The sequence below is a fragment of the Sphingomonas sp. PP-CC-3A-396 genome (genome assembly GCF_004343105.1).
GTDB lineage: Bacteria > Pseudomonadota > Alphaproteobacteria > Sphingomonadales > Sphingomonadaceae > Sphingomonas.
Genome location: NZ_SLYF01000004.1, coordinates 217,178 through 236,437 on the forward strand (window position 1 = coordinate 217,178; position 19,260 = coordinate 236,437).

Sequence of the window (19,260 nt, forward strand, 5' to 3'; positions counted from 1 at the left end):
ATTGTTCCCGCCCCGAAACGAACCCGATTTGGTTCAGAACGGCAGCTTAAAGCCTGGCGGCAGTTGCAGGCCACTCGTCATTTTCGACATTTCGCTGCCGGAGACCGCATCCGCCTTGGCGCGTGCGTCGTTGAATGCGGCGGTCAGTAGGTCCTCAAGCATCTGCTTCTCGCTCACCTGCATCAGCGAGTCGTCGATCGCGATGTTGATGATGCGGCCCTTGGCGGAGGCCTTCACCTTGACCAGGCCGCCGCCGGATGCGCCCTCGACCTCGATCGTGTCGAGATTGGCCTGCGCCTTTTCCATCTCGTTCTGGACGTTCTGCGCCATGGCGAGGATTTCATCGATATTCTTCATGCGTTGCTCCTTTGGCCGGGCCACGATTCTAGCTGGGCGTCGGGAAACGCTGCCACCGCGGCCTTCATGATGGGGGATTCGAGAATAGCTTGGCGCACCGCGGCGTCGGCGGCGTCCTGCGCCTCGCGCAGCGTCGGCTCGCCGGGGGCGTCGACGATCGACACTTTCCAGGCGGTCCGCGTCACCCTCTTCAACAGCGTGTTGAGTTCGGCGAGCGTATCGGCCGAGACCGGGCGACTGCCGCTGAGCGCGAATTCGGGCGGCGCGTAACTGACCACGCGCGCGCCGTGGCGCAGCCGCGCGGCGATCGCGAGGCCGCCCGATTCGTCGAGCAGATCAACCAGCGCCTCGAACGTCGGCGGCAGGATCGGACCAGTGGCCACGGGTTCGGGCGCCTTCGCAGCGGATCCCGCGTTCCAGGGCGGCGCTTCGCCGGATGGGGGCGCAGGTGGCGGCGACGGTGAGGTCGGTGCCGCCGCGGGCGCCCCGCCGCTGGCAATCTGACGCGCAAGTTCGCCGGGGTCGGGCAGCGTCGAGGCGTAGATCGCGCGCAACAACGCCATTTCCGCCGCCTCGATTGGCAGCGCGGCCTTGGCGACCTCGTCATGTCCCTTTAGGAAAAGCTGCCACAGGCGATGCAGTGCGGGATAGCCGAGCGAGGCCGCCCATTCCTCGCGCGCCGCGCGCTCCTCCATCGGTTGCGCGGCGTCAGGCGGCGTGCCGACCTTGGTCAGCGTGATGCCGTGGACGGTTTCGAGCAGCGAGCGGAGCACCGACAGCGGGTCGACGCCATAGTCATATTGCCGGCGCATCGAGGCGAGCGCCCCTGCCCCGTCACCGGCGAGGATCAGCGTCAACAAGTCGCGGACCGCGCCGCGATCGGACAGGCCGAGCATCTGGCGTACCGCATCCGCGGTCACGCCGCCGCCTTCGAGCCCGGCATGCGCGATCGCCTGGTCAAGGATCGACAGACCGTCGCGCGCGGAGCCTTCCGCAGCGCGCGCGATCAGCATCAGTGCCTCGGGATCGGCAACGACACCCTCTTGTTCGGAAACCCAGGCAAAGTGCTTGGCGAGCTGTTCCGCGGAAATCCGGCGCAGGTCGAACCGTTGGCAGCGCGACAGGACCGTCACCGGAACCTTGTTCACTTCCGTGGTCGCGAACAGGAATTTCACATGGGGCGGCGGCTCCTCCAGCGTCTTCAGCAGCGCGTTGAACGCGTTCTTCGACAGCATGTGGACTTCGTCGATGATGTAGATCTTGAAGCGCGCGGTGACCGCCGAATAGCGCGACGCGTCGATAATCTCGCGGACGTCGTCGACACCGGTATGGCTGGCGGCGTCCATCTCGATCACGTCGATATGGCGGCCCTCGGCGATCGCGCGGCAGGGTTCGCAGACGCCGCAGGGATCGATCGTCGGGCCGCCCTCGCCGTCGGGGCCGATGCAGTTGAGGGCCTTGGCGATCAGGCGCGCGGTCGAGGTTTTCCCCACGCCGCGGACCCCGGTCATCAGGAAGGCGTGCGCAAGCCGGTCGCGCTTTATCGCGTTGCCGAGCGTCTGGACCATCGCGTCCTGCCCGATCAGCTCGGAAAAGGTCTGCGGCCGGTATTTGCGCGCGAGCACGCGGTAGGCGACGTCCGCCGCTTTGGCTGGCTGCGGGGGTTCGCCCAGGTCGAATGAATCTGACATTGCGGTCGATATAGGCGGTTTGACAGGCGGTGTCGAAGGGCTAGCGAACCCTTTCTGTTCCCTCGCGGACGCGAGGGTCCGCGGTTTGGGATGCTATCTGCTTTTTTTATATCAGAAGATCAGAAGTGCGCTGCGGCTAAGCCGCATCGTCAGACGGTGCCTTGCACCGCTGGCCGCGCTCACGTTTGCTTGCAAAAGTTCGCGGTGGGAGCCGGGACGACCCGTGGCTTAGTCGTTGTGGCTGCTTCCTTCCGGATCTGACCAAGTTGGCGACGACCACGTCCGCCCGACTCCCGCGGCGCATATGGCGGGGTCGGGCGGGATGATCAAGCCGCTTTAGCGCGAACCGAGCTTAGCGGTTATAGCGAACCGTGCGGCAGACGCGCTGGCGGTGATGGTTGCGATAGACATTGCGGCAGACCTGGCGCGTGCGGACGACGTGGCGACGATAACCGGGGCGACGGTCGTTGTGACGCACGACGGTGCGCTCATGGACGACAGTGCGCTGTGCCGAGGCTTCGGCAGCGATGCCGACGGGAGCAAGGCCGGTGAGCGCGACGAGACCGGCGGCGGCGAGCGTGAACAACTTCATGATATTCTCCTGCTAGTGCGGGCTCTGCGAAACCCTACAACCTATGTTAACAAACTAAGCGCGGTCGTTACGGTTCCGTATCAGCGGTGGAAACAGCGACGAACCGGGCCATAATAGCCGCGCTCGATCCGGCAGACGACGCGCGATCGACCGTAGCCGCGCGGGCCTCGATAGCCGTAGCCGCCACCACGATAGCCGCCCCGGTATCCGCGATACCCGTGGCGGGGGCCGTCCCAGCCGCGCCGTCCATGCCAGCCGCGATCGCCGCGGGGGCCATGCCAGCCGTGGCCGCCACGCGGGCCGTCCCAGCCGTGGCGCTGGGCATCGGCGGGGGCCGAAGCGAACAGCGTTCCCGCGGCCAACGCGCCAGCGGCGAACATTGCGATGATCTTCATGTCCGGTACTCCTTTCAAGACCTCGTACATTGAGGCGATGAGGGAATAATCCGCTTCGGGCGGTGGACGTTCCCTGAACCGGCCGTTGTCTTCCTGTAAGCTTTGCTGACCTAACCGGGTATGCGCACGGTCAAGCCATCGAGCGCGTCCGTCAGCCGAATCTGGCAGGCGAGACGGCTGGTGCGCGTCGCGTTGTGCGCGAGATCGAGCATGTCCTCCTCGTCCTCGCTTGCCGGTGGCAGGCGGGCAAAATCGGCGGGATCGACGATGACGTGGCAGGTCGCGCAGGATAGCTGGCCTTCGCAGGTGCCTTCGAGCGGCTGGTCATGCGCCTGCGCTGCGTCGAGCAGGCGGTCGCCGGGGCTTGCCGCGGCCAGCGTAACGGTGCCGTCGCGGGCGATGAAGCGGACGATCATGGCCATTGCGCCTCGGCTGCGGCGACGATCGCATCGATCGCGTCGCGGAGTTCGGTTTCGGTGGTGTAGCGGCCGAAGCCGAGCCGGATGCTGGCGCGTGCTTGGGCTTCGGTGAGGCCGATCGCGCGAAGGACGTGGCTGGAGCGGCCCGAACCGCTGGCGCAGGCGGAGCCGGCGGAGAAGGCGATGTCGCGTAGATCGGACATCAGGCGGTTTACGTCCAGGCCCTCACGGCGAATGTTGAAGTTGCCGCGGTAGCGGTGGTCGGTCGAGCCGTTGATCGTCCAGCCGGGGCCGAGGCGGTCGAGCGCGAGCGACCAGAGGCGGTCGATGTGCGCGGCGTCCTGGTCCTTGCGATCGGCCATGAGGTGCGCGGCGACTCCGAAGCCTGCGCAGAGGGCCGGCGACAGCGTGCCGGAGCGGCCAGGCGCTTCCTGGCCGCCGCCGTGCATCAGCGGCGCGAGGTCGATGCCATCGCGGATCCAGAGTGCGCCGATCCCTTTGGGGCCGTGGATCTTGTGCGCGGAGATGGCAACGAGGTCGACGGTGTCGGGAACGGGCACGCGGCCATAGCCTTGCACCGCGTCGCAGAGCATCAGCGCGCCGGCTGCGTGGGCGATCTCTGCAAGCGCGGCGACCGGCTGGATAACGCCGATCTCGTTGTTGACGAGCATCGCGGCGACGAGACCGGTGCCGGGTTGAACTACGGCGCGGGCTTGGTCGAGGTCGACCACGCCGTCTGGGTTGACCGGGAGGATCGTGACCTGGCGCCCGCTCGCCGCTTCCGCTGCGACCGTGTCGAGGACGGCGGCGTGTTCGGTGGCGAGCGTGAGGATCGGGCCGATCGTGCCCTTGATCGCCCAGTTGAGCGCCTCGGTCGCGCCGCTGGTGAAGGCAACGCGGCCACCGGCGGGGAGCAGCGCGGCGACCTGATCGCGGGCGACTTCGACGGCGGCTTTGGCGCGGCGGCCTTCGCGGTGGGGGGAGTGCGGATTGGCGTGCTGCGATTCGAGCCAGGGGAGCATCGCGGCGAGCGCTTCGGGCGCCAGCGGGGTGGTCGCCTGATAGTCGAGATACGTCATGCGGCGCGTCTGACGTCGGTGGCGATGCGTGTCCAGGCTTCGGCGAACTTCGCAACGTCGTCCGCGGTCGTGGTCCAGCCGAAGCTGACGCGGACGACTTCGGCGGCAGCTTGCGGGGAATACCCCATTGCAGCGAGGACGTGGCTCGGGCGCATGCTGCCCGACGAGCAGGCGCTGCCGGCCGAGACCGCGAAGCCTGCCATGTCGAGGCGGATCAACTGCGCGGCGGAGCTGACGCCCGGCATGCGGTAGGAGGCGATCGTGGGGAGGCGCGGGGCGTGCTGCGCAACGATCTCGCCGCCGCCCGCGAGGATCGCTTCGTCCAGCTTAGCGCGGAGGTCGGCCATGCCGGCGAACCAGTCGCGGGGGGCTTCGAGCGCGGCGGCGAAACCGAGCGCGCCGGGGAGGTTCTCGGTGCCTCCGCGATAGCCTCGCTCCTGCCCGCCAGTCGGGTCGAGCATGCCGAGATCGCGAACCAGCAGAGCACCGATGCCTGGGGGGCCGCCGAGCTTGTGAGCCGAGACGATGATGAGTTCGGCTTCGGGGAGTGGGAGCTTGCCGGCGGTCTGCGAGCAATCAGCGATCCAGAAGCCGGTAGGTCGCTCCTGCAGCACGCCCGTTTCACTGTTCGCGGACTGCAGCGCGATCGTCTCGGCGCCCTCTCCGTTCAGGACGATACCGCCGGCATCGACTTCCAGCATCACCGGCTGTTCCGCCGCTCGGAGAACCGCATCGTGTTCGACCGCTGCCACGCCGATACCCGGTCGACCCCGCATCGCGAGCGCCGCGGACTCGCTCGCGCCGCTCGTCAGGATTACGTGATACGGCCAGTCCAGCGCCTTGGCGATCCGCTTCCGCGCGTCCTCCAGCGCCGCCCGCGCCGCGCGTCCCTCGGCATGTGGCGAGGACGGGTTCGCCCAGCGCGCCATGCCCTCCATCACCGCCGCGATAGCCTCGGGGCGCATCGGCGTGGTGGCGGCGTGATCGAGGTAGATGCGGGCGTCGGTACGGGCCAGGGTCGGTTCCAATTGCGAAAAGGGGCTCGAACCTTATATAGCGCGCATATTCCGTCACTCCACCCGAGTGCGCCTACAGTTCGCGAGTGCCCCATGCCAGAAGTCATTTTCCCCGGTCCCGAAGGCCGTCTCGAAGGCCGTTTTGCGCCGGGGCCGCGTCCGCGCGCACCTGTCGCGATGATCCTGCACCCGCATCCGTCGGCCGGTGGCACGATGAACAACGCGATCGTGCAGCAGCTCTACAAAACCTTCCAGCGGCGTGGCTTCGCGACGCTGCGGTTCAATTTTCGCGGCGTCGGCAAGAGCCAGGGCGTGTTCGATAACGGCGTCGGCGAGCTGAGCGATGCGGCGAGCGCGCTCGACTGGGTGCAGAGCTTCCATCCCGAGGCGCAGACGACCTGGATCGCGGGCGTCAGCTTCGGCGCGTGGATCGGCATGCAGCTGCTGATGCGCCGTCCGGAAATCCGCGGGTTCATCTCGGTGGCACCGCCGGCGAATTTGTACGACTTCACATTCCTGGCGCCGTGTCCGTCGAGCGGGATCATCATCCAGGGCGAGGCCGACGAGGTGGCGACGCCGGGGGCTACGCAGAAGCTGGTCGACAAGCTGCGGACGCAGAAGCACATCACGATCCATCACGACACGATCCCGAAGGCGAACCACTTCTTCGAGCATGAGATGCCGGAGCTGATGGGGTCGGTGGACAAGTACCTCGATATGCGGTTGGACCCGAACTCGCCTATCCGGTGATTCTGTCCTTCTCCCCGCGGGGAGAAGGTGGCGCGGCAGCGTCGGATGAGGGGGAGTTGGGATGGGCTAGCACTCCCCAACTCCCCTCTCCCTTCCCACCGCAAGCGCGGCGGGCCCCTTCCCTCTCCCCGCAGGGGCGAGGGAGCTAGAGCGTCCAGATCGCCACGTTGGCTAGCAAAACCGCGGCCATTACCAGCATCAACACGCCCTTTTTCGTATCGCGCTTCTTCACGATCAGCGCGATCCCGCCGATCAGGCAGGCGAACATGCCCAGCATGGCGATGGCGGGTGCGGCGGCGGCGATGCTGGTAAGGGCGGCGTTCATGCCGCTCGTTACGCCACCCCGCTGCCGGATTGAAGCGCGTTGACTTCACGTCACCCGCAGCAATAGCCTGACGACTTCGATCGGATAGTCGGAGGTTTCATGCTCGTCTTTTTCGCGATGATCGCCGCGCAGACACCGACCCCAGCCGATTGCCGGTACGACAAGCCATCGATGATGGCGCTCGACGAACGCGCTTTCGATCAGACGATGACGGGCGGCTGGCGCACGCTCGCCAATGCCGGTTGCGACGCGCAGGCTGCCGATCTGATCGCCGAATGGCGGGCGGCGGCTCATCCGGCCAATCCGCGCACCGCTGGGTTGCTGCAATGGCATGAAGGTCAGTTGCGCGCGAACGCGGGGCAGACGACGCGGGCGATCGCTCTGTTCGAGGCCGCGCGGAAACCGGCTGAAGAGGATGCGGGGTTTGGCTGGAACCTGTATGTGGACGGCAGCGTCGCGTTCCTGCGCCGCGACCTCGCCGGGCTGGATACCGCGCGCGCCAAGCTCGCCGCGCTGCCCCGCCCGGCCGGCTATGCCCCGGTCGGCGCCGACGGCAAGCCACGCGCCTATGCCTGGCCGATGAACCTCAACATCCTCGACGGCTTCGTCGCATGCTGGAACCGGAGCTACAAGCAGGCCTATGCCTGCGCGAAGCCAGCAGTGAAGACTTTGCCCCCCGCTTAATCAGCCGGCAATCGCCTTCGCATAAGCGGCCAGATCGACGTTGCCGCCCGACAGGATCACAAGCAGGCAGGGTTCGGGTTTTACCTTACCGGCCAGCACCGCCGCCAGCCCGACGGCGCCGCCTGGCTCGACCACCAGTCGCAGTTTCTCCGCCGCCCAGCGCTGCGCCGCAGCGATCTCCGGCTCGCTGACCGCTACGCCCGTAGCATCGCGGCGGGAGAGGACGTCGAAGGTCAGCGGCGATACGCGCAAGGTCTGGAGCGAATCGCATGCGGTTGGCGGCGGGTTTGGGCCGACCGGTTCGATCCAGGATGCCTCCAGCGAGCGGCGCATGTCGTCCCAGCCTTCGGGTTCGACGACGGTGATCGCGCTGTCTTTCAAGGCCAGCGCGATCCCTGCCGACAGGCCGCCGCCGCCGCAGGGTATGACGACGCGGCTGGGTGCGCCCATGCCTAGCGCTACCATCTGTGCGGCTGCTTCTATCCCGGCGCTCCCCTGCCCCTCGATGATCCACGGGTCGTCGAAGCTCGGCACCAGCGTTGCGCCCCTCGCCTCCGCCAGCCCTGCGGCGATCGTCTCGCGGCTTTCGGTGGCGCGGTCGTAGGTCACCACCTCTGCGCCCAGCGCCAAGGTCGACTCGCGCTTCAGGCGTGGCGCGTCCGACGGCATCACGATCGTCGCGGCGATGCCGAGCCGTTTCGCCGCCCAGGCCACACCCTGCGCATGATTGCCCGACGAGAACGCGACGACGCCTTTTTGTCGCGTTGCCTCGTCCAATGCGGTGAGCCGATGCCACGCGCCGCGAATCTTGAACGCGCCGATTGGTTGCAACGACTCGGCCTTGAAAGCCACCGGCACGCCCTTGATTTCACTGACGAAGAGTGGCGTCGGCGGGAGGATCCGCGCGATCTTTTCCGCGGCGTCCCGCACCCCCGCCCGCGTTGGCTGTCGCAAAATCGTCACACACTGGCTCCTATGCGGCCAACCCTATTTACATGGGGGGCAAGCGACCGTAGATCGCCCTTCCGCTGCCCCATGGGACTTCCAACCGCAAGGCAGTGTTTTCGTAATTTGTCTCAGGACATTGGAGGTCCCTTGAATTGGTCAAGCATCATATCGCGCTGGGGTTAGCGAAAGCCCATTCGACCGCCGACACCTCCCACATCGGGAGCGGCATCGACATCGCTAAAGGGCGTCCGGTAAACCCGGTAACGCTCGTTCGTCCGCACGCTGCTGCGCGCGCCGCTCGGTTCTTCGTCGAGAAGTTTCCGGGTCGCTCGATGTATGCGGTGAAGGCGAACCCGTCTCCCGAACTCCTGCAGATCCTGTGGGATAACGGCATCACGCATTACGACGTGGCGTCGATCGCCGAAGTGCGCCTGGTCGCGCGGACGCTGCCCGAGGCTACGCTGTGCTTCATGCACCCGGTCAAGGCCGAGGAAGCGATTGCCGAGGCGTATTTCACGCACGGCGTCCGCACCTTCAGCCTCGATAGCCTCGAAGAGCTCGACAAGGTCGTCCGCGCCACCCGCGAAGCTTCCGACCTGACGCTCTGCGTTCGGTTGCGCGTGTCTTCGGAGCATTCGAAGCTGAGCCTTGCGTCGAAGTTCGGTGCCGCCCCGCACGAAGCCAAGGAACTGCTGTTCGCGGCTCGCCAAGCAGCGGACGCGCTCGGCATCTGCTTCCATGTCGGTTCGCAGGCGATGACTCCGGAGGCCTATTCGAACGCGATGGAGCGCGTCCGTGCGGCGATCGTCGAGGCGGCGGTCACGGTCGACGTCATCGACGTCGGCGGCGGCTTCCCGTCTTCGTATCCCGGCATGGAGCCCCCACCGCTCGAGCACTTCTTCGAGACGATCCACCGTGCGTTCGAATCGCTGCCCGTCAGCTATTCGTCCGAACTGTGGTGCGAGCCGGGCCGGGCATTGTGCGCGGAATATTCGTCGATCATCGTCCGTGTCGAGAAGCGTCGCGGGACCGAGCTGTACATCAACGACGGTGCGTATGGCGCGCTGTTCGATGCGGCGCATATCGGCTGGCGCTTCCCGACCGAGCTGCTCCGCGAGCCGGACAGCCGTGCGAAGGACATGGAGTTCAGCTTCTATGGTCCGACGTGCGACGACATGGATTACATGGTCGGCCCGTTCATGCTGCCCGCGGATACGAAGGCCGGCGATTACATCGAGATCGGCATGCTCGGCGCCTACGGCTCGGCGATGCGGACCGCGTTCAACGGGTTCGGATCGGACGAGACGGTGATCGTCACCGACGAGCCGATGGTCTCGCTGTATGATGAGCGGTTCCAGGACCTCGCGTCGAACGTCGTCAAGCTGTAACCAAGCTTTAGTACCGCGCCCTTCTTCCTCCCCTCCCGTTTACGGGAGGGGTCGGGGGAGGGCTTGTCCGCGAGCGTGGCGTTCGCGGATATTTCAGTCCCTCCCCTAACCCCTCCCGCAAGCGGAAGGGGGATTTATGGAGCATGTTATGACCGAAGACACCCGCATCGACGCGCAGCGCAAAGCGGAACTCCTTTCCACCACCGTCGAGCATATCGACATCACCAGCTTCGACGCGCGGCCGATCGTCGACGCGATGAAGAAGATGTCGTTCACCAGCCGCGACCTCGGCCGTGCGACCGACATCTACAACCAGATGCTGGCCGACAAGGACTGCACGATCTTCCTCGTGATCGCAGGCTCGACGAGCGCGGGCGGTTGCATGGACCTGTATGCCGAGCTGCTGCGCAACAACATGATCGACGGCATCGTCGCGACCGGCGCGACGATCGTCGACATGGATTTCTTCGAGGGCCTCGGCCACAAGCATTACCAGGCGCTCGAAGTACCGCACGACGACGTGCTGCGCTCGCTGATGATCGACCGGATCTACGACACCTATATCGACGAGGAAGAGCTCCAGCACGTCGACCACACGATCTTCGAGATCGCCGAGACGCTCGAGCCGCGCGCCTATTCGAGCCGCGAGTTCATCCGCGAGATGGGCAAGTACCTCGTCGAGCACGGCAAGAAGGAAAACAGCCTCGTCAAGCTCGCCTACGAGCATGACGTGCCGATCTTCTGCCCGGCGTTCGTCGATTCGTCGGCGGGCTTCGGCCTGGTCAAGCATCAGGTTGACGCAGCGAAGGCGGGCAAGCCGTACATGGTCCTCGACGCGATCGCCGACTTCCGTGAGCTCACCGAGATCAAGATCAAGGCGGGCACCACCGGGCTGCTGATGATCGGCGGCGGCGTGCCGAAGAACTTCATCCAGGACACCGTGGTTTGCGCCGAGATCCTCGGTCACGACGACGTCCAGGTTCACAAGTACGCGGTGCAGATCACGGTTGCCGACGTGCGCGACGGTGCGTGCTCGTCCTCGACGCTGCAGGAAGCGGCTTCGTGGGGCAAGGTGAACACGGGGATCGAGCAGATGGTGTTCGCTGAGGCCGGTTCGGTCATGCCGTTGCTGGCGTCGGATGCGTATCATCGTGGGCTTTGGAAGGACCGTCCGGTCCGCAAGTGGGGCGCGAGCTTCGACAAGGCGTGAACTCTGCGATCTTCCCCCTGGCGGGGGAGGATCAGTGATACCGTTGCTCCTGCGGGGCAATTGAGGCAGCCTCCTCCGGATAACCGGGGGAGGCTTTTTCATGCACAGCGACATCCTGCGACCGATGGTCGTCCTGATCGCATGGACGCTCGTGATGCTGGCGTGGACGCTCGCGACGCGATTGCCGGCAATGAAGGCGGCGGGCATCGACATGAGCACGCTCGTCGGGACCAAAGCCGCCGATGCCGACCGGTCGTTGCCGCCACGAGCGCAGTGGAAGGCGCATAACCACAACCATCTGATGGAGCAGCCGACGCTGTTCTACGCGGTCTGCACCGTGCTAGCGGTGAGCGGTACGGGCAACGGCATCAATTCCTGGATCGCCTGGGCGTATGTCGGTCTGCGGATCGTGCACAGCGTGGTCCAGGCGACCAGCAACCGAGTCCGCGATCGGTTCGTCTTCTTCATGCTGTCGAGCGTCATGCTGGTGGCACTCACGTTGCACGCGGCGCTCGCGGTCTTCTGATGGCTTTCGCCCGGAATAATTACCGATCGCGTCATGCTCCCCTCCCCGAGCGTGCAGGGATCGTCTAGAATTGCCAGATGACTTTTGATCGCCGTTCGCTCCTTAGCCTTCCTATCGCCGCCGGCCTGGCGCTCCCCGCATTCGCGCGGAGCGGTGCGCAGTTCACCGCTGGCCAGCCGCGTGCGACGGACCTACCGATCTGGCCCCCCGCCGAGCGGTTCGCACTGTGGCCGGGCATCCCGCCAGGCGCGCCAAACCCGTTGCCGGTCCCGCAACCGCACATGCCGCGCTATCCCGATGGTTATCGTGATTTTCAGATGCGCGGCGTGGTGCGTCCCGAGATCGGCGTGTTCCGTCCTGTGCGTCCCGATGGCCGCGCGGTGCTGATCGTGCCCGGTGGCGGCTATTCGATCACATCGCTGCGCAACGAAGGCATCGACGTCGCGCGCGTGCTGAATGCGTTCGGGATCACCGCGTTCGTGCTGAGCTACCGCCTGCCCGGCGAAGGCTGGGCCGACCGCGCCGACGTGCCGCTCGCCGACGCACAGCGGGCGATGCGGCTGATCCGTGCCAATGCGCGCACCTACGGGATCAGGGCAGAGAAGCTCGGCGTGCTCGGCTTCTCGGCAGGCGGACATCTCGCCGGCTCGCTGACGGTCCTGCACGAGTTCAAGGCCTATCGCCCGGTCGACGCCGCCGATCGTCACTCGGCGCGCCCCGCCTGGGCGGGGCTCATGTACGCGGTTTCCAACATGGATCCCGGCCGAAGCCATGGCGGGTCGCGCGCCAACCTGCTCGGGCCCGATCCATTACCAGCGGTCCAGGCGCGCTATGCGGTCGACCGGCAGTTGAAGGCGGGCGACCCGCCGCTGTTCCTCGTCCATGCCGAGGACGACACCACCGTCCCCGTCGCCAACAGCGTCGACACGCTCGCCGCAGCACGTCGCGCCGGCATCCCGGCAGAGGCGCATTTCCTCCAGCATGGCGGCCACGGCTTCGGTACGCGCCTGTCACCACGCTCGCCCGGATCGCTGTGGCCGCAGTTGTTCGACCGCTGGATGGGCGAACTGGTCGCGTCCTGAGCGTTGAGTCAGCAGTTCGGACCCATCCCGTTGGTGCGGCGTTGATCCCGAATAACAGGAGAAGCGCGATGACCCGTCCGCACGCCCAACCCCGTGACGTTTTCCATGAGCATGGCGAGGTTATCATCGATGGGCCGGACGGAACGGTAATCTCGATGACCCCCGAAGCTGCCCTGCGCACCGCCGGCCGCCTCGACGAAGCCGCGCTCGACGAACTGATCGCTCGGGCTCAAGTCGGCGACGGCGGCAAGCTCCACTGAACGCCTAGCCGAACATCCGTTTCATCGAGCGTTCGAGCATCACGAACTGCCAGAGCGTTCGGCCATGCTCGGCGCGCCCCATCCGGTGCTCGTCGGCGATCCGCGCGATCGTCGCCATGTCGAACCATCCCGTCTCGCCCAGCGTCCGCGATTTCGTCAGCGCCGACGCCTCGCCCGCCAGCCCTTCGCGGAACCACGCACTGATCGGCGTCACGAAGCCCATCTTTTGCCGATACAGGATGTCGCGCGGGAGATAAGGCTCCATCGCCTTCTTCATCAGCCATTTGCCCTCGCCGTGCCGCAGCCGCATGTTGGCGGGCAGCGTCGCGCAGAACTCGATCAGGCGGTGGTCGAGCAACGGCTCGCGCGCTTCGAGACCTACCGCCATGCTCGTGCGGTCGACCTTGGTCAGGATATCGCCGGGCAGCCAGTGTTTGATGTCGGCATATTGCGCGCGGTCGATTGCGTCGCGGGCGGGCGCGTTCGCCATCGTCGCGGCGTAGCGGTCTTCGGCACGATGACCCTGGAGGGCGGCACGCGCGCTGGCGTTGAAGAGGTCCGCGCGCAGTTCGGGCGTGGTCACGCCGACCGACCGCGCATACGCCTCGCCGCCGCCCATCGCGAGTGCGACCAACGTCGATTTCGCGCGGAGCGGTCGCGGTGCCCAATCGGCCTTCGGATACCAGCGGCCGAGCGTGCCGAACACGTCCTGCCGGAGATGCTCGGGGAGCATTCCGCGAATGCGCTCTTCCGCTGCCTGGAACTTGTAGCGACGATAGCCGGCGAGCGCTTCATCGGCGCCGTCTCCGGATAGCGCGACGGTCACGTTCTCCCGGGCTAGCGCGCAGACTTGATAGGTTGCGAGCGCAGAGGCATCGGCGAAGGGTTCGTCGAAACTTGCGACTAGCGTATCGATCAGCCCGAAATCGCCCGACTGCACCACGCGTTCGCGGTGATCGGTGGCGAAGCGGCGCGCGACGGTGTCGGCGTATTCCCGCTCGTCATGGCCCGCTTCATCGAAGCCGATCGTGCAGGTGCGAACCGCCTTGGGGCTCGCCTCCGCCATCAGTGCGACCACTGCCGAGCTGTCGACGCCACCCGACAGGAACGCGCCGAGCGGCACGTCCGCGACCATCCGCGAGCGCACGGCCGCACGCATCCGGTCGACCAGTTCCTCGCCCAACGCCTTGGCCGAGCCGGTCGCGCGGTTGGAGAAATCCAGGTCCCACCATTTGCGCGGGCTTGGGACAGGCCGGCCGCGCTCGACGAGCAGGAAATGGCCCGCGGCGAGTTTCTTCACGCCTGCGACCAGACAGGCTTCATCGGGGACATACCCGAAAGCGAGGTAGTCCTCGACCGCGCTTAGATCGGGTACGCGGCGGAGCTGCGGGTGGGCGAGCAGGCCCTTCAGCTCCGACGCGAAGGCGAGCGAACCGTCCGCGAGTTCGACGTAGTGGAGCGGCTTCACGCCCATCCGGTCGCGCGCGAGGAACAGCGTGTGCGCGGCCGAATCGTGGATCGCGAACGCAAACATGCCGTTCAGCCGGTCGAGCATCGACGGTCCCCACGCGCGCCAGGCGTGAAGCAGAACTTCGGTATCGCCCTCGGTCCGGAAGCGCGCGCCCTTCGCGGTCAGCTCGGCCCGCAGCTCCGCGAAATTATAGACTTCGCCATTATAGGTAATCGTCAGCGTGCCGTCGGACATCGGCTGCGGCGAGCCTTCGAGGTCGATGATCGACAGGCGGCGATGGCCGAGACCGACGCCGGGCGCAGTCCAGATGCCGTCGCCATCGGGGCCGCGATGCGCCTGTGCAGCGATCATCGCGAGGATGCGGTTGGGCTCGACCGGCTTGGGCGTGCCCGGATGGAAGATCCCGGCGATGCCGCACATTCAGCGCATCCCTGCGGCGTGATCGGCAACCCGACCGAGCGGTCCGAGCGCCCCGAGAAACCGGACGATCGGACGCGGATCCGCACCCTCGGCTGAGAGGTGGATCGCCACCGCGCGTTGCGGACCGCCGAGCAGCCGCGCCTTCATCGTCTCGATCTTCACCAGCGTCTCGTCGTTCGTCGTTACGTCGCCGACCCGGTACCACGTCGCGACGATCCGCTCCACGGGGCCGGGCGCGGTGATCCGCATTAGGCTGCCGCCGGCGATCGCGGGAAGGTCGGCGACGCGTACCCAGCGGTCCTCCTGCCGCAACACACCGGTGCCGAACGCAATCAGCTCCTTGCCTTCATGTTGGCTGCCGAAGACTGCGATGCTCGTGTCGACGGTCGCGCCCGAGGCATCGGCATAGCGGCCGAACAGATAGTGGTCCGCGCCGGGATAATAGGGCGTCCAAGGCACGCGCGTGGTAACGGGCACGCGGTGCCAGCCGGGGATTTCGGGCAGGTCGATATGCGCGGGCAGCTGTTGCGCCCGGCTGGCGACGACCGCACTCCAGGCGGGGAACAGCGCGACCGTCGCCAGGGTCAACGCGGTGGCGATGGCGAGATCGATGCGGTGGCGGGGTGGCGTCTGGAGGGTTGCCGGATCGAACGCGGGATCGTCGGGCGCGCGGTCGAACCAGCGCCAGCCGATTGCGAGCACCCCCGCCATCACCAAGCCGAAAAAGACCCAGCCGTAGATGATGTGGTCCAGCCCGGTCGCCGCCTCGACCGAGGTTAGGTCTGCCGCCCAGATCGTGCCGAACGCGCGAAAGCCGTTGGCGATGACCGGCACGACCACCGACACGACGAGGAAAACCACGCGGCGGCGCCACGACACGAAGCACACATTGGCGACGAGCACCCCGAACGCGACCATCGCGATGACGAACTTGGCCCCCGAACACGCTTCGGCGACCTCAAAATAATAGCGTCCGGCGTGGATCAGCACGCCGTCGACGACTGCGGGCACGCCGACGAGGTGGAGCAGCGGCATGACGATCGCGACCGTCACAGCCTGCAACGGTGGCTCGAGTCCCTCGCCGAACGGCACCAGGAATACGGCGTAGGCGAGCGGGAACAGCAGCCCCCGCGCGACATAGGGGCCGAGGATCGTCACGACCGCGCCTTGCAGCAGCATCACGAGGCCTAATTGGCGTGCGAAGCCGACCGAGGCGGCATCGCCCATCAGCCAGCCAAGTCCTCCAACCGCGACCAAGGCCAGGCCGGGCCACCACCCTGTCGGCGTGAGTTGGCCGAGTTCGATGCGGCGTTGCCAGACTAGCCAGGCAATCACCGGGCCGATGAAGAGGCAGTGCCCAAAGGTGGTGCTCGTCCACCAGATATGCGCGAGACCGACGACATCGCTGCGGAACGTCAGCAGGATCAGCGCCGCCACCAGCGCGAGCGCGAGGCCGTGGCGGCGCCATGCGGTCAAGGGGCGAGGCCCAGTAGCGTGTCGAGCGGAGCAAGCCGGGCGTCCCAGCCGTACCGACGGACGACCTGCGCGCGGGCGGCTCGGCCTAGCGCAGCGGCGGTGTCAGGCGTTTCGATCAGCGTGGCTATGCGGTCGGCGAAGTCCTGCGCGGTGTCCGCGACGCCGATCGTGTCGGCGTGGTCGATACCTTCCGCCGCTGCCGTGGAGGCGACGACCGGGCGCGCCATCGCCATCGCCTCGAGCACTTTGTTCTGGATGCCGCGCGCGAGTTTCAACGGGGCGACGCAGACAGCGGCGGCCGCGAGCCAACCGCGGACGTCGTCGACCGCACCGGTGACGGTGACATGGTCACCCGCCAGCGCCTTGACTGCGGCGGTCGGTGCGCGGCCGACAATTGCGAAATGCGCGGGGTGGCGTTTGCTGATCAGCGGGAGGATGTCGCGCGCGAACCACGTCACCGCGTCGATGTTGGGGCGGTAGTCCATCTGGCCGGTGAAGACGATGAGGGGGGAACCATTCGAATCACCCGCACCATCCACCCCGGCGAAGGGCGGGGCCCAATTGGGGGACATCGCTGGCAAAGGACCATCCCCCATTACTGCGACCTCTCCAATTGGGCCCCGGCCTTCGCCGGGGGGGTACTTACTCTCGACGTTTGCAAACTCCGCAGCCGGATCGAACTTCACCGAGTCGATGCCGTTCTCGACAGCCAATATCCGCCCTGCCGCACCGCCTGCGCGGAACAGCGCAGCCTCGGCCTCGCTGACGAACAGGCAGGCGGAAGCGCGGGCCGCAACATCGTGCTCGAATGCACCGAGCAGACGGGCTTCCCGGCGCATCATCCAGCGCATCGGGCCGCGCGTGTCTTCGGCGAATCCGGCGAACTTCGCGGAATCGACGTCGACGAAATCCATGACGACCGGCGGCCCGCCGACCGGCAGATACTGCGCCATCTGGCCCGAGAAGCAGTAGGTGCTCGTGACCTCAGGCAGGACGCGATCGACGGCAGCTTGCATCGCCGGGTTGGCGAACGCGCTCAGCGATACCGGCGTGCCCGTGGCCAGCGCTTCGATCGCGGCGCGCTTTTGCGACTTCGTTCGCGGAAGGATCGTGCAACTCGCCAGTATGTCGGTGAACGCGACCGGCGGATCGAAGTCGGCTTCATCATCGGCGAACGCAACCAGATGCACCGGCGTGCGTCGCGCCAGATACTGGAGAATGTGGAAACTGCGGATCTTGTCGCCGCGATTGGGCGGAAACGGCACGCGGTGCGCGAGGAAGAGCAGTCTCACCCCAGGCCTCGGGAAATCCACGGTCCTGCGGCGGTCGCGGCCCATAGCGGGAGGCGCTTCCACGTCTTTACCATCAGCGCATATTTGGGGTTGAGCGGGTTCACCTCGCGGGCCGGACCGCTGCTGCGCTTGGCATAGAGCCGTGGCTCCGGAGTGAAGCCCCAGTTCTTTTTGAACGCCGCGGCGCCCGCGCCGGTCTTCGAGCGCCCGAAATCGAACCGCGTACATCCCCGCGCGCGGGCGTGCGCCATCAGCGCGAAATACATCCGGTCGTTGGCACGAAGCCCGCGCGCGGCGTCGGTCCCGCCACCCCAGTACGGATAGACGGTGCCGTCGAAATACAGACTGAGAACGCTGGCGACCGCCCTGCCCTCATGCCGGACGGTCAGAACATCCGCATCCATCATGCTGACAACGCTGCGGAAAAGCTTGGCGGGAAACACCGGGGTGCCAAGATTTCGGACCGATTCAGCATAAACCCGGTAGTGCTCGGCGAGCAATTTCCGGTCTCTGCCGGTGATGATCTCGAGGTCGAACCCAAGCGAACGACGCACTTCTGCACGCTGCTTACGCGGGATCGCAAGCAGTTCGGCGTCGTCGTCCGCCGCCAGATCCCGCGCGAAACCGAGATAGCTGGTGTCGTCGCTCGTCCAACCCTCCGGTGCGGGACCACCGCGCAGTTCGACCGAGGGGCAGCCAGTCCTCAGCGCAAGGTTCCAAGCCCCCGCTGCGAGTGGTTCGATCGACGTCCCCAAAATGCCGCCATCGACGCCGAACCCGGTCGACACCAGTGCGCGGCCGAACAGCGGTGAGCGCATTTCGGACAGCGGGAGGACCCCGGCAATCGCCCCGCCGGGATGCTCGGCGAGCAGGTAACGCGCGCGTTGCCCACATCCGTCCTGGACCGCCTGGCTCCACGCCGGCAGGTGGAATGGCGTGGCGCCCTTAGTCACCGCTACGAAAGCGGCGATCCTGGCACACTCGACCGGATCGCGAAGGTCCGCTTCGCGCACGCCCACGGGCATCGGCGCGGTCACGCCAGTCGGGCCGCTTCGCGCGCGACGACCGCGTCGACGCGGCCCCAGTCGTGACGGCCGAGCAACCCGCGCAACTTACCCGCCATTGCGCCCAGCCGCGAATAATGACGGATCTTCGAGCGCATCGGTGCCGCATCGACTCGCGGTTGCGCCGGATCGATCTCCCAGGGGTGGAAATAGAACATCGCCGGGCGATCTTCGCGGTTGACCTGACGCACGGCGAAGTCGGTGATCGCCGCGGGGAGCAGGCGGAAGAACCCGCCGCCGGTGGCGAGCTTGCGCTCTCCGAACCTGGCGACCGTCACCGGCACCTCGATCAGCGCATTGTCCGCGAGCGGCTTGAACCCATAGCGCGGGGCGTCGAGCCAGCCATAATGGTCGTGCTTCACCGGCGCGACGCTAGAAGAATAGGTGTAGCCCGCCTCCGCCAGTTCGATATGCGCCCAAGGCGTACGCTGATCGATCGAGAAGCTCGGCGCGCGGTAACCGGTCACCTTCGTCCCTGCCGCGTCCTCGATCGCCTTACGCGCGCGAACGAGGTCAGCACGAAATACCTCCGGCGTCATCGTAAAAACACGCTGGTGATCCCAGCCATGGCTTGCGATCTCGTGCCCCGCATCGACGATCCGGCGGATCAGCGCGGGGTAGCGATGCGCGACCCAGCCGAGCGTGAAGAACGTCGCCTTCGTGTCGCGCTCGGCGAACAGCGCAAGGACGGCGTCGGTGTTCGCCTCGACACGCGGCTGGAGCGAGTCCCAGTCGGCCTTGTCGATCACCTTCTCGAAGGCGCCGACCTGGAACCAGTCCTCAACATCGACCGACATGCCATTGAGAACAGGCAT

Annotated in this window: 21 protein-coding genes and 1 other RNA gene; 7 read left to right on the plus strand and 15 right to left on the minus strand. The window is 66.5% G+C overall.

The genetic code is table 11. From position 1 onward, the window contains the following. Positions 1-33: 33 nt before the first annotated feature. From C8J40_RS09420 to C8J40_RS09455, 8 genes are all read right to left on the minus strand, one after another. Entirely contained in the window at positions 34-357 is a 324-nt protein-coding gene (locus C8J40_RS09420) for a YbaB/EbfC family nucleoid-associated protein (protein WP_093399186.1), read from the minus strand. Beyond that, a complete protein-coding gene (locus C8J40_RS09425; RefSeq protein WP_132896811.1) occupies positions 354-2,048 on the minus strand; it encodes a DNA polymerase III subunit gamma/tau in 1,695 nt (564 codons plus the stop codon). The genes C8J40_RS09420 and C8J40_RS09425 overlap by 4 nt, the downstream gene beginning before the upstream one ends. Positions 2,049-2,248: 200 nt before the next feature. Then, positions 2,249-2,346, minus strand: an RNA gene (gene ffs, locus C8J40_RS09430) — signal recognition particle sRNA small type. 54 nt (positions 2,347-2,400) lie between these two features. Next, positions 2,401-2,640 (minus strand): hypothetical protein, encoded by a 240-nt coding sequence (locus C8J40_RS09435; RefSeq protein ID WP_132740078.1) that lies wholly within the window; start codon positions 2,638-2,640, stop codon positions 2,401-2,403. Between the two features lie 80 nt (positions 2,641-2,720). Then, positions 2,721-3,035, minus strand: a complete 315-nt coding sequence (locus tag C8J40_RS20560) for a hypothetical protein (protein WP_207894179.1) — start codon at positions 3,033-3,035, stop codon at positions 2,721-2,723. A gap of 110 nt (positions 3,036-3,145) precedes the next feature. Beyond that, the gene (locus C8J40_RS09445; RefSeq protein WP_132740791.1) at positions 3,146-3,451 is read right to left on the minus strand and encodes a 2Fe-2S iron-sulfur cluster-binding protein; all 306 of its coding nucleotides are present in this window, start codon (positions 3,449-3,451) and stop codon (positions 3,146-3,148) included. Beyond that, positions 3,448-4,533, minus strand: a complete 1,086-nt coding sequence (locus tag C8J40_RS09450; protein ID WP_132896812.1) for a cysteine desulfurase family protein — start codon at positions 4,531-4,533, stop codon at positions 3,448-3,450. Before C8J40_RS09450 ends, C8J40_RS09445 begins: the two co-directional genes overlap by 4 nt. Then, on the minus strand, positions 4,530-5,561 hold the full coding sequence (locus C8J40_RS09455; protein ID WP_279432586.1) for an aminotransferase class V-fold PLP-dependent enzyme: 1,032 nt from the start codon (positions 5,559-5,561) through the stop codon (positions 4,530-4,532). Before C8J40_RS09455 ends, C8J40_RS09450 begins: the two co-directional genes overlap by 4 nt. An 81-nt stretch (positions 5,562-5,642) precedes the next feature. On the opposite strand from C8J40_RS09455, the gene C8J40_RS09460 reads away from it, so the two are divergent. Then, positions 5,643-6,299 carry an alpha/beta hydrolase gene (locus C8J40_RS09460; protein ID WP_056048342.1) on the plus strand — a complete coding sequence of 219 codons (657 nt, stop codon included), beginning with the start codon at positions 5,643-5,645 and terminating at the stop codon, positions 6,297-6,299. A 145-nt stretch (positions 6,300-6,444) separates the two neighbouring features. Here C8J40_RS09460 and C8J40_RS09465 read toward each other — a convergent pair whose 3' ends face one another. Then, a complete protein-coding gene (locus C8J40_RS09465; RefSeq protein ID WP_132740086.1) occupies positions 6,445-6,624 on the minus strand; it encodes a hypothetical protein in 180 nt (59 codons plus the stop codon). Positions 6,625-6,723: 99 nt separating this feature from the next. Here C8J40_RS09465 and C8J40_RS09470 point away from each other — a divergent pair, with 99 nt between their 5' ends. Beyond that, the gene (locus C8J40_RS09470; RefSeq protein WP_132896814.1) at positions 6,724-7,308 is read left to right on the plus strand and encodes a hypothetical protein; all 585 of its coding nucleotides are present in this window, start codon (positions 6,724-6,726) and stop codon (positions 7,306-7,308) included. Here C8J40_RS09470 and C8J40_RS09475 read toward each other — a convergent pair whose 3' ends face one another. Further along, positions 7,309-8,271: a threonine/serine dehydratase gene (locus C8J40_RS09475; protein ID WP_207901185.1), complete on the minus strand. Its 963-nt coding sequence runs from the start codon at positions 8,269-8,271 to the stop codon at positions 7,309-7,311. It lies immediately after the preceding gene. A gap of 137 nt (positions 8,272-8,408) precedes the next feature. Between C8J40_RS09475 and C8J40_RS09480 the strand changes: the two genes are divergently transcribed. From C8J40_RS09480 to C8J40_RS09500, 5 genes are all read left to right on the plus strand, one after another. Then, entirely contained in the window at positions 8,409-9,644 is a 1,236-nt protein-coding gene (locus tag C8J40_RS09480; RefSeq protein ID WP_132896815.1) for a type III PLP-dependent enzyme, read from the plus strand. 148 nt (positions 9,645-9,792) lie between these two features. Beyond that, positions 9,793-10,854: a deoxyhypusine synthase gene (locus C8J40_RS09485; protein ID WP_132896816.1), complete on the plus strand. Its 1,062-nt coding sequence runs from the start codon at positions 9,793-9,795 to the stop codon at positions 10,852-10,854. 100 nt (positions 10,855-10,954) lie between these two features. Then, positions 10,955-11,380 carry an MAPEG family protein gene (locus C8J40_RS09490; RefSeq protein WP_132896817.1) on the plus strand — a complete coding sequence of 142 codons (426 nt, stop codon included), beginning with the start codon at positions 10,955-10,957 and terminating at the stop codon, positions 11,378-11,380. A 77-nt stretch (positions 11,381-11,457) separates the two neighbouring features. Beyond that, the gene (locus C8J40_RS09495; protein WP_132896818.1) at positions 11,458-12,462 is read left to right on the plus strand and encodes an alpha/beta hydrolase; all 1,005 of its coding nucleotides are present in this window, start codon (positions 11,458-11,460) and stop codon (positions 12,460-12,462) included. A gap of 68 nt (positions 12,463-12,530) precedes the next feature. After that, positions 12,531-12,722, plus strand: coding sequence for a hypothetical protein (locus C8J40_RS09500; protein ID WP_132896819.1), 192 nt, complete (start codon positions 12,531-12,533; stop codon positions 12,720-12,722). 4 nt (positions 12,723-12,726) lie between these two features. Here the strand turns inward: C8J40_RS09500 and C8J40_RS09505 are convergent, their stop codons facing one another. Genes C8J40_RS09505 through C8J40_RS09525 form a run of 5 tightly spaced genes read right to left on the minus strand, consistent with a single transcriptional unit; the run spans position 12,727 to position 19,260 of the window. Then, positions 12,727-14,613 carry an XrtA/PEP-CTERM system amidotransferase gene (locus C8J40_RS09505; RefSeq protein ID WP_132896820.1) on the minus strand — a complete coding sequence of 629 codons (1,887 nt, stop codon included), beginning with the start codon at positions 14,611-14,613 and terminating at the stop codon, positions 12,727-12,729. Further along, positions 14,614-16,089 carry an exosortase A gene (gene xrtA / locus C8J40_RS09510; RefSeq protein WP_132896821.1) on the minus strand — a complete coding sequence of 492 codons (1,476 nt, stop codon included), beginning with the start codon at positions 16,087-16,089 and terminating at the stop codon, positions 14,614-14,616. It lies immediately after the preceding gene. Next, positions 16,086-17,381: a glycosyltransferase gene (locus C8J40_RS09515; protein WP_243693297.1), complete on the minus strand. Its 1,296-nt coding sequence runs from the start codon at positions 17,379-17,381 to the stop codon at positions 16,086-16,088. Before C8J40_RS09515 ends, xrtA begins: the two co-directional genes overlap by 4 nt. Beyond that, positions 17,378-18,418 (minus strand): FemAB family XrtA/PEP-CTERM system-associated protein, encoded by a 1,041-nt coding sequence (locus C8J40_RS09520; protein WP_132896822.1) that lies wholly within the window; start codon positions 18,416-18,418, stop codon positions 17,378-17,380. The genes C8J40_RS09515 and C8J40_RS09520 overlap by 4 nt, the downstream gene beginning before the upstream one ends. After that, positions 18,415-19,260, minus strand: coding sequence for an XrtA system polysaccharide deacetylase (locus tag C8J40_RS09525; protein ID WP_243693298.1), 846 nt, complete (start codon positions 19,258-19,260; stop codon positions 18,415-18,417). Before C8J40_RS09525 ends, C8J40_RS09520 begins: the two co-directional genes overlap by 4 nt.

Excerpts from the sequence above, each read along its gene's own strand:
- C8J40_RS09450 (WP_132896812.1), bottom strand. The coding sequence starts at position 4,533 with ATGACGTATCTCGACTATCAGGCGACCACCCCGCTGGCGCCCGAAGCG.
- C8J40_RS09445 (WP_132740791.1), bottom strand. The coding sequence starts at position 3,451 with ATGATCGTCCGCTTCATCGCCCGCGACGGCACCGTTACGCTGGCCGCG.
- C8J40_RS20560 (WP_207894179.1), bottom strand. The coding sequence starts at position 3,035 with ATGAAGATCATCGCAATGTTCGCCGCTGGCGCGTTGGCCGCGGGAACG.
- C8J40_RS09425 (WP_132896811.1), bottom strand. The coding sequence starts at position 2,048 with ATGTCAGATTCATTCGACCTGGGCGAACCCCCGCAGCCAGCCAAAGCG.
- C8J40_RS09505 (WP_132896820.1), bottom strand. The coding sequence starts at position 14,613 with ATGTGCGGCATCGCCGGGATCTTCCATCCGGGCACGCCCAAGCCGGTC.
- C8J40_RS09500 (WP_132896819.1), top strand. The coding sequence starts at position 12,531 with ATGACCCGTCCGCACGCCCAACCCCGTGACGTTTTCCATGAGCATGGC.
- C8J40_RS09435 (WP_132740078.1), bottom strand. The coding sequence starts at position 2,640 with ATGAAGTTGTTCACGCTCGCCGCCGCCGGTCTCGTCGCGCTCACCGGC.
- C8J40_RS09420 (WP_093399186.1), bottom strand. The coding sequence starts at position 357 with ATGAAGAATATCGATGAAATCCTCGCCATGGCGCAGAACGTCCAGAAC.
- C8J40_RS09465 (WP_132740086.1), bottom strand. The coding sequence starts at position 6,624 with ATGAACGCCGCCCTTACCAGCATCGCCGCCGCCGCACCCGCCATCGCC.
- C8J40_RS09470 (WP_132896814.1), top strand. The coding sequence starts at position 6,724 with ATGCTCGTCTTTTTCGCGATGATCGCCGCGCAGACACCGACCCCAGCC.
- C8J40_RS09485 (WP_132896816.1), top strand. The coding sequence starts at position 9,793 with ATGACCGAAGACACCCGCATCGACGCGCAGCGCAAAGCGGAACTCCTT.
- C8J40_RS09490 (WP_132896817.1), top strand. The coding sequence starts at position 10,955 with ATGCACAGCGACATCCTGCGACCGATGGTCGTCCTGATCGCATGGACG.
- C8J40_RS09525 (WP_243693298.1), bottom strand. The coding sequence starts at position 19,260 with ATGCCTGTTCTCAATGGCATGTCGGTCGATGTTGAGGACTGGTTCCAG.
- C8J40_RS09460 (WP_056048342.1), top strand. The coding sequence starts at position 5,643 with ATGCCAGAAGTCATTTTCCCCGGTCCCGAAGGCCGTCTCGAAGGCCGT.
- C8J40_RS09495 (WP_132896818.1), top strand. The coding sequence starts at position 11,458 with ATGACTTTTGATCGCCGTTCGCTCCTTAGCCTTCCTATCGCCGCCGGC.